Below are 12,510 nucleotides of genomic sequence, written 5' to 3'. Positions count from 1 at the left end.
TTTAATGCCATTCAAGCTGCAGACCAACGCCAACTTCTTCGATTGGTATATGATAATGAAGTTTAGCTTTGGCTTGAAAGGAAACACAATGACAAGGATAGAGCGTAGTAATTTGATTTTTTTCAAAATATTCAATCGTTTTGTCTAACTGTTGATCTTCATCAAATAAGTGGAACCCGCCAATAATACTCTTAATCGTCTGGATACCGGTGACTTGCTTGGCGTACTCACAAATATTACTAATACCACTGTGAGAACAACCAGTGATAATATAAAGACCATCATGACCTTCATAGATCAAGGCAGAGTCGTCTAGCACATAATCAGGTGTAAAATGATCAGATAATTTTGTTTCACCTACTTGTTTACGTGGCTCGAAATCTACTAGTTGAGGTATTTCGCCTAAAAAAGTAATATTAGGTGAAAGTTTAACTGGATCTTTTGTAAGCACCAACTCATAGTTTTCTTTTAGTTCTTCTTTAGTCACAGCTGAACCGATAACCAATTCTTCTTCTTTTTTAGGAAAAAAAGTGAGTGGATGGGCTATGATTTGTGGTTTCTCTTTTGTAAAAATGCTAGAAATTAATTTCAAACCACCAGTGTGATCATTGTGACCATGAGATAATGCTAACTTTGAAACTTTGCTCAGGTCAATAGAAAGCAAGTCTGCATTTTTTATAAAAACGTCACTGTAACCTGTGTCAAAGAGAATTTTTTCGTCACCATCTTCTAGATAAAAAGATAAAGCGGGTTCTCCTAAGTAATAGTGATCGATATAGACATTATTATCTACCAAAACAGTTAAGTTCATTTTTTCTCCTTTTTGAAGCAAATTTATTTTCATAAAGCTTACCATAAGCTATGATAAAAAGTATATAATGAAAAAGCATTTAGTTTAAAATGAGAAAAAACAATGATGAGGAGCTAAAACCATGTTTACAAATCAAATTAAAATCATGCTATACGTCACAAATGTAGAAAAATCAAGCCAATTCTGGCAAAAAATTGGCTTTGTAGAAAAAGAAAGAGATGCAGTGGACGGTACCCTAGTAGTAGAGATTGCACCAAGTGAAACTGCGGAAACAATGATTGTGTTATATGACTTAGCATTTATCCAAAAACATTCACCAGAAGTTGCAGGAAATACACCATCACTGATGTTTTTTGCAGAAGATGTAGTGGAGCTATATAAAAAAATGAAAGATGCTGACGTGCGTGTCGGTGAATTAGTACAATTACCAACTGGTTTAGTCTTCAACTTTGCAGATAATGATGAAAATTATTTTGCAGTATCTGGTCAATAAAGAGTTAATTTAAATGAACTACCCACATTTTTTTTTAAGTGTAGGTAGTTTTTCTATTTTTTAGTGTGTGCTAAACGGTTCATTTCGCCTTTCGTTTTATGTTCACTATTCCACAAGCAAATACCTCGCTTTTTGTATTTCTTTTTTTATATACTGAATACGTATGAATAGAAAATCGGAATTGTACAGTTATTTTGGAGATAGCTAAGCAGTTTCTAGAAAAAGGAGTAAGATAAAATGGATTACCGCGTATTACTGTATTACAAATATACGACGATCGAAAACCCGGAGGAATTTGCAAAGGAGCATTTAGCTTTTTGTAAATCGTTGAACTTAAAAGGTAGAATTTTAGTAGCGACTGAAGGGATCAATGGTACACTTTCAGGTACGATTGCTGATACAGATGCTTATATGGAAGCAATGTTAGCAGATGAGCGTTTCAAGGATACGTATTTCAAAATCGATGAGGTACCAGAAAATGCCTTTCATAAAATGTTTGTCCGTCCTAGAAAAGAACTGGTCTCTTTAAGCCTAGAAGAAGATGTGAATCCGTTAGAGTTAACCGGAAAATATTTGGAACCTATTGAATTTAAAGAAGCACTTCTAGATGAAAATACAGTAGTGATCGACGCTAGAAATGATTATGAATATGATCTAGGTCACTTTAGAGGAGCTGTTCGTCCTGATATTCGTAACTTTAGAGAATTACCACAATGGATCAGAGACAATAAAGAACAATTTATGGATAAAAAAGTGGTAACTTACTGTACTGGTGGAATTCGCTGTGAGAAATTTTCTGGATGGTTGATCAAAGAAGGCTTTGAAGATGTTGCTCAGCTACATGGTGGTATTGCTGTTTATGGAAAAGATCCAGAAACACAAGGCGAGTTATGGGATGGAAAAATGTATGTTTTTGATGAACGAATCAGTGTTGAAATCAACCATGTCGATAAAAAAATTATCGGTAAAGACTGGTTTGACGGGACACCTTGCGAACGTTATATTAATTGCGCTAATCCATTCTGTAATAAACAAATTTTAGCCTCAGAAGAAAATGAAGCAAAATACCTTGGCAGCTGTTCAGATGAGTGTCGTCATCATCCGGCAAATCGTTATGTAATGAGAAATGAACTGTCAGAACAAGATGTAAAGGCTAGACTTGAAGCAATTGCAAATTAATCACTAAAACAAAAAATTCGACACAAAGCGATTGACCGTTGTGTGTCGAATTTTTTTATAGTATAAAAGCAAAAAATAAGAGAAAGAAAAGTAAAAATACTAGATTCACAGCAGTGAACTGCCAAAGAAATGTTTTTGACTGGGTAGGATAATACTCTTTATACAATTTGAATCCGATCAGATTTGCTAAAGAAGAAATAATGGTTCCCAAACCACCAACATTCACACCCCAAAAAAGTGCTTGAGATTGATCTGTAAATGGCGCAATCAAAATGGCTGCAGGAACATTACTGATAATCTGACTGATTAGAATACTACCAAAAAAGGTCCGTGTACTTGTCGTAAATTGTACCTTTATAAATGAGGAAAGTAATTCTACTTGTGCAAAATTTCCAACGGCAATAAAGAAAAAAATGAATGTCCCCAACAGTTTATAGTCAAGTTGTATTAGCAAACGTTTATCATATACAGTGAGAATTATCACAGCAATTGGAATGACAATATAATATGGAAGGACATTGAAAATGCCTAAAAGAATGAGGCCTCCAACCATACTTGAGAAAACTGTTTTATTTTTGTTGACCGTTGGAACTGAGGTATGTTGTGTGGGAATCACACTTTTCTTTATAAACAAAAAAGAAATCAATAAAAATAAAATTGAAGAAAAAAGTAGCACTATAGACCACTTAAAAAAAGACAACGTGGAGAGGGAATAATAAGAAAATAAAAAGAGATTTTGTGGATTACCAAACGGGAAAAAACTACTCCCTAAATTTGCTGCAACAATCAGTAAGACAGCTCCCAAAATCTTATTTTCCATTTCAGGGAATTTTTTGATGATTGTTAAGTAAATCGGCATTAACGAAAGGATTGCGACATCATTCGTCAAAATCATAGAACTAACAAAGGATAAGATCACAATATTTCGAATCAGACTGCGAGTGTTAGCAGAGTAATCGATCATCTTGTCAGCAAAATAGGTTAGACTCCCTAGGTTCTCAAAATTTTTTACCAAAAGCATCAAACCTAATAAACAAAAAACAACTTTAAAATCAATTGAGTCTATAGAGAATCGACCAAATGCGCAACTGATGAGAGCAATAAGAAGCGAAAGTGAAAATAATAAATCATTGGTAAAAAAAGTGTATAATCGTTTCATTTAGTAACACTCCTTTTTTAGGAAAAGATATTCTGAAGACTGTTCAAATTTACTTTAAAAAGACTAAATTATCAAGTGTAACGTTAGAGGAAATAAAAAAAGATAGATTACTTTGTAATAGAAGCAATCTATCCTTTTTTATCTAAATATTAAGTACTTTATCCAAGAAATCTTTTGTACGCTCATTTTGCGGATTTTCAAAAATTTGTTGTGGTGTACCATCTTCTAAGAAATTACCACCATCAATAAACATCACGCGATTTGCAACTTCTTTAGCAAAGCCCATCTCATGTGTTACGATCACCATGGTCATACCTTGTTTTGCTAATTTTTTCATAACGTTCAGTACATCACCGACCATCTCTGGATCAAGTGCAGATGTTGGTTCATCGAATAACATGATATCAGGATTCATTGCTAAGGCACGAGCAATCGCTACCCGTTGTTTTTGTCCACCAGATAATGATTCAGGATAACTATCTTTTTTATCCGCTAACCCAACAGTATCTAAAAGCTTAATAGCTTTTTCTTCCGCATCTTTTTTTGAAAGACGACCTAGGTCGGTTGGGGCTAATGTAATATTTTCCATGATCGATAGGTGAGGGAATAAATTAAAATGTTGAAAAACCATACCGATGTGTTGACGTACTTTGTTGATATTCGTATTCTTATCCGTTAGATTAGCGCCATCGATGATAATATCACCACTAGTTGCTTCTTCAAGTTGATTCAAACAACGAAGAAAGGTACTTTTACCAGAACCAGAAGGGCCGATAACACAAACTACATCGCCTTCTTGAATGGATACATTGATATCGTTAAGCACGGTATTATCACCATATTTTTTTACTAAATGTTCTACTAGAATTTTTTCAGCCATATTATTTCACCTTCTTTTCTAAAACTTTAGCTAATTTCGTCAAGGCTGTGATCAAAATCAAATACATCATGGCAATCACGAAGTAGACCATTGTGCTTTGTAAGTTTCTAGCAACGATGATTTTACCTGTTTGCAACAACTCGATCAGACCAATCGCAGAAAGGATCGTTGTATCTTTTAATGAGATAACAAATTGATTGACGAAAGAAGGAATCATGATTTTGATTGCTTGTGGTAAAATGATTTTTTGCATTGTACGGTTGTATGAAAGACCTAAACTACGTGACGCTTCCATTTGACCGACTGGCACTGCATTGATCCCGCCACGGACGATTTCAGAGATATAAGCACTTGCATTTAAGGTCAGTGTAATGATTCCAGCAAGAAATACTGGAATGTTGAAACCTAGAATTCCAGGTAAGCCAAAGTAGATAAAGAAAGCTAAAACCATTAAAGGAATCCCACGAATGATATCAACATAAATCGTCGAAATCACACGTAAAGTTTTTGATGGTGAGGCACTGAATAATCCAAAAAGTACTCCAACGATCAGAGCTAAAATAAATGAAACCAAGGTTAATTGAATAGTCATCCATAATCCGTTTAATAATCGTTTCCAGTTATTTTGAATCATGCCGACAAATGTTGATTCATCCACTTTATTTTCAGTAGCGCCATCTTTTACGTATTTTCCGATGATCTCATCATATTCACCAGTTCGTTTTAATTCTGCTAAACCTTCATTAAACATTTGGATCAGTTCAGGATTTTTACCTTTTTTAACAGCAAATCCATATTTTCCGCCTTCTTCACGTGGAATTGGCGTTGTTAATGGTTGTTTTTGTGCCACACCATAACCAATGACAGGATAATCATCCATCATAGCATCGATCTCATTGATCTCAAGCGCACTGTATAATGCATCTGTCGTATCTAGATATTTGATCGAGTAACCATATTTATCTTTGTTCGATTCAAGGAAATCAGCACTTTCAGTCCCAATTTTAGCGCCAACTTTTTTATCTTTTAAATCCTCATAAGAATGGATTTTGTCATTGCCTTTTTTGACAGCGATTTGAATGCCACTATTGAAGTAAGGCGTAGAAAAGTCAAAGGATTTTTCACGTTCATCTGTAATCGTCATGCCGGCGATCATTGCATCTGCTTGACCAGACTCGACTGCTTGAACAGCAGAGCTAAAGCCGATAAATTTAAACTCGATAGTAAAATCTTGCAGTTCGGCAATTCGATTTACTAAGTCAACATCAATTCCTTCGTATTTACCATCAGCATTTTGAAATTCAAAAGGAGCGAAGGTTGAATCACTAGCGACTACATAGGTATCTTTTTTAGGTTGGATCTTTTTCATTTTAGAATCAGAATCTGTTTCAGTTCCTGTAGTAATATATTTCGCTAAGATAGCGTCATATTTACCTGAGCTTTTTAGTTCTTTTAAACCAGCATTAAACTTTTCAATCAATTCTTTGTTTTGCCCTTTTTTAACAGCGAAACCATATGAACTACCTGTTTCTTTTTTACCAACTAATTGCAGGTTCTGGCCATTCGTTACGGCATAGCCTAAAACTGGATAATCATCGAAAATGGCATCTGCTTCATTATTTTCAAGTGCTTGATAAAGACCCGTTGCATCATCGAAATTTTTGATTGTATAGCCGTATTTTTCTTGGTTTTTCTCTAAGAAAGCAGCACTTTCAGTTCCCACTTTAGCAGCAGCTGTCTTGCCTTTTAGATCATCATAGCTTTTGATTTTATCGTTTCCTGTTTTAACGGCCATTTGCAGACCGCTATCAAAATAAGGATCTGAGAAATCAAATGATTTTTTTCGTTCATCAGTAATGCTCATACCGGCAATCATACCGTCTACTTGTTTTGATTGTACAGCTTGAATGGCGCTATCAAACCCAAGCGGCTTCAGATTAACTTTAAAATCTTGAGCTTCAGCGATTGCCTGAAGCAGATCCACATCGATTCCAACATATTCTCCTTTAGAGTCTTGGAATTCAAAAGGGGCGAAAGTCAAATCTGTTCCTATAGTATATGTTTTTTCCTCAGCCTGAGCGCTTTGCCCAAGTGTAAATGTCAGTAGACTTGCCATCATTACAATGAATGAAAGTAAAAAGTGTTTCTTTTTCATAAAATACCTCCTAATTTTAAAAGCGTAGTGGGCTCGTCCAGTCTTGATGAGATCGAAGTAGAGCGTAGTGACTAGCCCACCCAGCTAGATAACGTTTTAAAGCGGAACAAATCGTTTAGTCCTGTAGAAAGTTAGGGAATTGACTTTGAAACGTTTTCTGTTTCAATGACAATTTTTCTAGTTTCCTAAGAATTAATTTGTGTAGCTAGATAGCTCGCATATTGGATAATTATATAGTAAAAAAAGGCAAAAACACAAGTCATTCACAATGAGAAAGTCAAAAAAAACTCATTTCCTCACATCTTATGTTATGAAATGTGACATAAAAGAGTTGGGAATTATCGAAGGATACTAATTTAGAGGCAAACAAAAGATTAAATAAAATGTAAATTGGCAAAAAATGCGTATACGCAAACTATTCTAAAACTAGCGAAAATATGTTCGGTATGTTAAAATAATGACAGTAGTTTCATTTCAACTTAAGGCGAGTTGTATCAGTTAGTGAGATTCATATTCCCAGTTGTTTTTAGTAAATGAAGCCGTAATTAAAAGAAGTAAAAGGAGGATGTTGGATGATAGAAAGAGAGACCTCCAATACATTTGATTTAGTCTCAAAATATAAACCAGATGGAGATCAGCCAGAAGCAATCAAACGATTAGTAGACGGTATCGAAGGCGGGGAAAAAGCACAAATTTTATTAGGTGCAACTGGAACCGGGAAAACATTTACGATCTCCAATGTGATTACCGAAGTAAACAAACCAACATTAGTCATTGCCCATAATAAAACATTAGCTGGACAGCTTTATGGAGAGTTCAAAGAATTCTTCCCTAATAACGCGGTCGAGTATTTTGTTAGTTATTACGATTATTATCAACCAGAAGCCTACGTACCCTCAAGCGATACCTATATAGAAAAAGATGCCAGTATCAATGATGAGATCGATAAGTTACGACATTCTGCGACAAGCTCTTTATTAGAACGAAACGATGTGATCGTAGTGGCATCTGTCTCATGTATTTTTGGTTTAGGTGATCCCAAAGAGTATAGTGAGCAAGTTGTTTCGATTCGTGTAGGCATGGAGATTGATCGTAGTCAGCTGTTGACTGATTTAGTAAATATTCAATTTGAGCGAAACGATATAGATTTTCAACGTGGACGCTTTCGTGTTCGTGGCGATGTTGTTGAAATTTTTCCTGCATCACGAGATGATCATGCGTTACGAGTTGAATTTTTTGGCGATGAGATTGAGCGGATTCGAGAAGTTGATGCATTGACTGGTGAAGTGATCGGTGAGACAGAACATGTCGCGATCTTTCCAGCAACGCACTTTGTAACCAATGAAGATCATATGGAACATGCAATTTCACAAATCCAAGCAGAGTTGGATGCTCGTTTGACTGTTTTGCGCAATGAAAATAAATTACTGGAAGCACAACGTTTGGAGCAGAGAACGAATTACGATATCGAAATGATGCGGGAAATGGGCTATACATCTGGTATCGAAAATTATTCTCGTCATATGGATGGCCGTTCAGAAGGCGAACCGCCGTATACATTGATTGACTTTTTCCCAGATGACTTTTTACTTGTGATCGATGAGTCACACGTGTCGATGCCGCAAATTCGTGGTATGTATAATGGTGACCGTGCTAGAAAACAAATGCTGGTAGATTATGGTTTCCGTTTACCTAGTGCTTTGGATAATCGTCCGTTACGGTTAGAAGAATTTGAAAAACATGTGCATCAAGTGGTGTACGTTTCTGCAACACCTGGACCATACGAGTATGAACAAACAGATACTGTTATTCCTCAGATCATTCGTCCGACAGGCTTATTAGATCCATTGATCGAAGTTCGTCCGATCATGGGACAAATCGATGATTTAGTAGGCGAGATCCATGAACGAGTTGAGAAAGATCAACGTGTATTCATCACGACTTTAACGAAGAAAATGTCTGAAGACTTAACCGATTATCTTAAAGAGTTAGGGATCAAAGTCAAATACCTGCATAGTGACATTAAGACCTTAGAACGAACAGAAATCATTCGAGATTTACGTTTAGGTGAATTTGATGTCTTGATCGGGATCAACTTGCTCCGTGAAGGGTTAGATGTACCTGAAGTATCATTGATTGCGATTTTAGATGCTGATAAGGAAGGTTTCTTGAGGAGTGAGCGCTCATTGATCCAAACTATTGGTCGTGCCGCCCGTAATTCAGATGGTCGAGTTATTATGTATGCTGATAAAATCACTGATTCTATGCAAAAAGCGATGGATGAAACAGCACGACGCCGTTCGATCCAAGAAAAATATAACGAAGAACATGGTATTATACCGAAAACAATCATTAAAGAAATCCGCGAGTTGATTTCAATTTCTAAAACAAATGAAAAAGGCGAACCAATCAAGATCGATAAATCATATCATGAGTTGAGTCGCCAAGAAAAAGCTGATTTATTAATGAAACTAGAAAAAGAAATGCGCGATGCAGCTAAAGCATTGGACTTTGAAACAGCAGCAACTCTAAGAGATACGATTTTGGAGTTGAAAGCAGCAGAGTAAGGTGGATTGGCTAAAGGAAATAGAAAATAATAAGGATCAACGTTCCCTGTGGTCACCTTGTACTGTTCAACATCAGTTCAGAAAAACATTATCACTGTGTTTCACAGCAAAGGAGAGTAGTAATGGCAAATGATAAGATTGTTATTCATGGTGCACGTGCACATAATTTAAAAGATATAGATGTCACGATTCCTCGTGACAAAATGGTTGTAGTAACTGGGCTTTCTGGTTCTGGGAAAAGTTCACTGGCTTTTGATACGTTATATGCAGAAGGACAACGCCGTTATGTGGAAAGTCTTTCAGCTTATGCAAGACAATTTTTAGGTCAGATGGATAAGCCAGATGTGGATAGTATTGACGGGTTGAGTCCAGCGATTTCGATCGATCAAAAAACAACAAGTAAAAACCCACGCTCGACAGTAGGAACCGTAACCGAGATCAATGATTACTTAAGATTGTTGTTTGCTCGAGTAGGGCATCCAATTTGCCCAAATGATGGTTTTGAAATTACTAGTCAGTCTGTTGAACAGATGGTAGACAAAGTCTTGGAACTGCCAGAAAAAACAAAGCTCCAAGTATTAGCACCTGTGATCGTGAAGAAAAAGGGTCAACACAAAAAAGTATTTGAAATGATTCAACGGGAAGGCTATGTTCGGATGCGAGTAGATGGGGAAACCTATGATGTCAGCGAAGCACCTGAACTTGAAAAAAATAAAAAACATGATATTGCGATTGTGATTGATCGTATTGTTGTAAAGGAAGGTATCCGTTCTCGTTTATTTGATTCATTTGAAGCAGCATTGAGATTAGCAGACGGTTATGCACTAGTTGATGTGATTGGTGGAGAAGAAATGTTGTTCAGTGAACATTATGCTTGTCCATACTGTGGTTTTACTGTAGGTGAATTAGAGCCAAGATTGTTTTCTTTTAATGCGCCATTTGGAGCTTGTCCTGATTGTGATGGATTAGGAATAAAATTAGAAGTCGATCGGGATCTAGTCATTCCAGATCCAACTAAAACATTGCGAGAAGGGGCAATTGCACCTTGGAATCCAATCAGTTCTCAATATTATCCGCAAATGTTGGAACAAGCAGCTGATAGTTTCAATATTGACATGGATACACCATTTAACGAACTTCCCGTGGAACATCAAGAAATCATTTTGAATGGTTCGAATGGAGAACCTTTCCACTTTCATTATGAAAATGATTTTGGCGGAGTGCGTGATGTGGAAGTTCCATTTGAGGGTGTCTTAACAAATATCAAGCGTCGATATCATGAAACAAATAGCGACTTTACTCGTGATCAAATGCGTTTATATATGACTGAATTAACTTGCAAGACATGTAAAGGATACCGTTTAAATCCACAAGCCTTATCAGTTAAAATCGATAATACAAATATCGGTCAAGTCAGTGAATTGGCTATCAAAAATGCAGTGAAATTTTTCGAAACAGTGACATTATCTGAACAAGAACAAATGATTGCCAAACCAATTTTAAAGGAAGTTGAAGATCGTCTGAACTTTTTAAAAAATGTCGGACTAGATTATTTGACACTTAGTCGAGCGGCAGGGACATTGTCGGGTGGTGAAGCACAGCGGATTCGTTTAGCGACTCAAATTGGTTCTAATTTGTCGGGAGTCTTATATATATTGGATGAGCCATCAATTGGTCTTCATCAAAGAGATAATGATCGTCTGATCGAATCACTGAAGAAAATGCGTGATCTAGGCAATACCTTGATCGTCGTGGAACATGATGAAGACACAATGAGAGCGTCTGATTACTTGATCGATGTGGGACCTGGTGCTGGACATTTAGGCGGAGAAATCGTAGCTTCTGGTACGCCGGATGAAGTCGCAAAAAATCCTAATTCTTTAACTGGTCAGTATTTATCTGGGAAAAAAGTAATCCCAGTCCCTAAAGAACGTCGTAAAGGTAACGGTAAAATAATCAAAGTTACCGGTGCAGCTGAAAATAACTTGAAAAATGTCACAGTAGAGTTTCCTTTAGAAGAATTTGTGGCTGTAACTGGTGTTTCAGGGTCTGGAAAAAGTACCTTGGTCAACCAAATTTTGAAAAAAGCTTTAGCTCAAAAAATCAATCGTAATTCGAATAAACCTGGAAAACACAAAAGTATTACTGGATACAAACATATCGAAAAGATCATTGATATCGATCAAAGTCCGATTGGGCGTACGCCAAGAAGTAATCCGGCGACCTATACAAGTGTGTTTGATGACATTCGCGATTTATTCGCAAAGACTAATGAAGCTAAAGTTCGTGGATACAAAAAAGGACGATTTAGTTTTAACGTGAAGGGCGGCCGTTGTGAAGCATGTCGTGGCGACGGAATTATTAAGATTGAAATGCATTTTTTACCAGATGTCTATGTTCCTTGTGAAGTGTGTCATGGTAAACGTTATAACTCAGAAACACTAGAAGTTCATTATAAAGGAAAGAATATTTCTGATATATTGAATATGACTGTTGAAGATGCAGTGGCATTCTTCCAACATATCCCTAAGATTCATCGTAAATTGAAAACAATTGTCGATGTAGGATTAGGCTATGTTACGTTAGGCCAACCAGCAACCACGCTATCTGGTGGAGAAGCACAGCGAATGAAGCTTGCTAGTGAGCTACACAAAAATTCAAATGGTAAAAATTTCTATATATTAGATGAGCCGACAACAGGATTGCATACTGATGATATTGCACGATTACTAGTCGTTTTGGAACGATTGGTTGAAGCTGGAAATACGGTTCTTGTGATTGAGCATAATTTAGATGTGATAAAATCGGCAGACCATGTAATTGATTTGGGTCCAGAAGGTGGAGATGGTGGTGGAACAATTGTAGCAACAGGGACGCCAGAAGACATCGCCAAAGTCAAAGCCAGCTATACGGGTAAGTATTTAAAACGAGTTTTATAAATTGGTATACTCCATTTTGAAAGTATTACCGTTGTTTTTAAAGAAAGTATGAAGTTTGGAACAAAATTGTCTATTGGTATTGATTTCTTAAAGTGGTTGCAGTAGAATCACAATCAGATAGATATATTGTTCAACCTAATTGGTATATATCTTTCCTTCTATAAATAATCCGTTCAAAAAAGAAAAGTACAGCCTTCATCAGTGAAGGTTGTCTTTTTTTTTTTAAAATAAGGACTTATTCCGTGAAAAGTAAATATAAGAGAACTATTTGATAAATAAAAATGAGAATTAAATGATAAAACGAATGAAAACATACGTTTTATAATC

Annotated in this window: 8 protein-coding genes; 4 read left to right on the top strand and 4 right to left on the bottom strand. The window is 36.2% G+C overall.

Annotated features, from left to right (window positions below; all coding sequences use genetic code 11):
- Window position 1: 1 nt before the first annotated feature.
- A complete protein-coding gene (locus A5866_RS05790) occupies window positions 2-811 on the bottom strand; it encodes an MBL fold metallo-hydrolase (protein ID WP_086278891.1) in 810 nt (269 codons plus the stop codon).
- A 121-nt stretch (window positions 812-932) separates the two neighbouring features.
- Between A5866_RS05790 and A5866_RS05785 the strand changes: the two genes are divergently transcribed.
- Window positions 933-1,304, top strand: a complete 372-nt coding sequence (locus A5866_RS05785) for a VOC family protein (protein ID WP_086278892.1) — start codon at window positions 933-935, stop codon at window positions 1,302-1,304.
- A gap of 237 nt (window positions 1,305-1,541) precedes the next feature.
- Window positions 1,542-2,483 (top strand): rhodanese-related sulfurtransferase, encoded by a 942-nt coding sequence (locus A5866_RS05780; protein WP_086278893.1) that lies wholly within the window; start codon window positions 1,542-1,544, stop codon window positions 2,481-2,483.
- Between the two features lie 55 nt (window positions 2,484-2,538).
- Here the strand turns inward: A5866_RS05780 and A5866_RS05775 are convergent, their stop codons facing one another.
- The 3 genes from A5866_RS05775 to A5866_RS05765 all read right to left on the bottom strand — a co-directional run bounded on the left by A5866_RS05775 (window position 2,539) and on the right by A5866_RS05765 (window position 6,677).
- Entirely contained in the window at window positions 2,539-3,642 is a 1,104-nt protein-coding gene (locus A5866_RS05775) for an SLC13 family permease (protein WP_086278894.1), read from the bottom strand.
- Window positions 3,643-3,784: 142 nt separating this feature from the next.
- Window positions 3,785-4,522, bottom strand: a complete 738-nt coding sequence (locus A5866_RS05770; RefSeq protein WP_086278895.1) for an amino acid ABC transporter ATP-binding protein — start codon at window positions 4,520-4,522, stop codon at window positions 3,785-3,787.
- Between the two features lies 1 nt (window position 4,523).
- Window positions 4,524-6,677: an amino acid ABC transporter substrate-binding protein/permease gene (locus A5866_RS05765; protein WP_086444102.1), complete on the bottom strand. Its 2,154-nt coding sequence runs from the start codon at window positions 6,675-6,677 to the stop codon at window positions 4,524-4,526.
- A 572-nt stretch (window positions 6,678-7,249) separates the two neighbouring features.
- Here A5866_RS05765 and uvrB point away from each other — a divergent pair.
- Entirely contained in the window at window positions 7,250-9,244 is a 1,995-nt protein-coding gene (gene uvrB / locus A5866_RS05760; RefSeq protein ID WP_086444103.1) for an excinuclease ABC subunit UvrB, read from the top strand.
- A gap of 122 nt (window positions 9,245-9,366) precedes the next feature.
- Window positions 9,367-12,183 (top strand): excinuclease ABC subunit UvrA, encoded by a 2,817-nt coding sequence (uvrA, locus tag A5866_RS05755; RefSeq protein ID WP_086444104.1) that lies wholly within the window; start codon window positions 9,367-9,369, stop codon window positions 12,181-12,183.
- Window positions 12,184-12,510: the final 327 nt, after the last annotated feature.

The sequence above is a fragment of the Enterococcus sp. 12C11_DIV0727 genome (genome assembly GCF_002148425.2).
Classification (GTDB): domain Bacteria; phylum Bacillota; class Bacilli; order Lactobacillales; family Enterococcaceae; genus Enterococcus_L; species Enterococcus_L lemimoniae.
Note: the sequence above shows the minus strand (reverse complement) of the source record. Positions and strands in the feature narration are given on the sequence as shown.

Bases quoted from the DNA above. Each gene is read 5' to 3' on its own strand.
- A5866_RS05790 (WP_086278891.1), bottom strand. From the start codon at position 811: ATGAACTTAACTGTTTTGGTAGATAATAATGTCTATATCGATCACTAT.
- A5866_RS05785 (WP_086278892.1), top strand. From the start codon at position 933: ATGTTTACAAATCAAATTAAAATCATGCTATACGTCACAAATGTAGAA.
- A5866_RS05780 (WP_086278893.1), top strand. From the start codon at position 1,542: ATGGATTACCGCGTATTACTGTATTACAAATATACGACGATCGAAAAC.
- A5866_RS05775 (WP_086278894.1), bottom strand. From the start codon at position 3,642: ATGAAACGATTATACACTTTTTTTACCAATGATTTATTATTTTCACTT.
- A5866_RS05770 (WP_086278895.1), bottom strand. From the start codon at position 4,522: ATGGCTGAAAAAATTCTAGTAGAACATTTAGTAAAAAAATATGGTGAT.
- A5866_RS05765 (WP_086444102.1), bottom strand. From the start codon at position 6,677: ATGAAAAAGAAACACTTTTTACTTTCATTCATTGTAATGATGGCAAGT.
- uvrB (WP_086444103.1), top strand. From the start codon at position 7,250: ATGATAGAAAGAGAGACCTCCAATACATTTGATTTAGTCTCAAAATAT.
- uvrA (WP_086444104.1), top strand. From the start codon at position 9,367: ATGGCAAATGATAAGATTGTTATTCATGGTGCACGTGCACATAATTTA.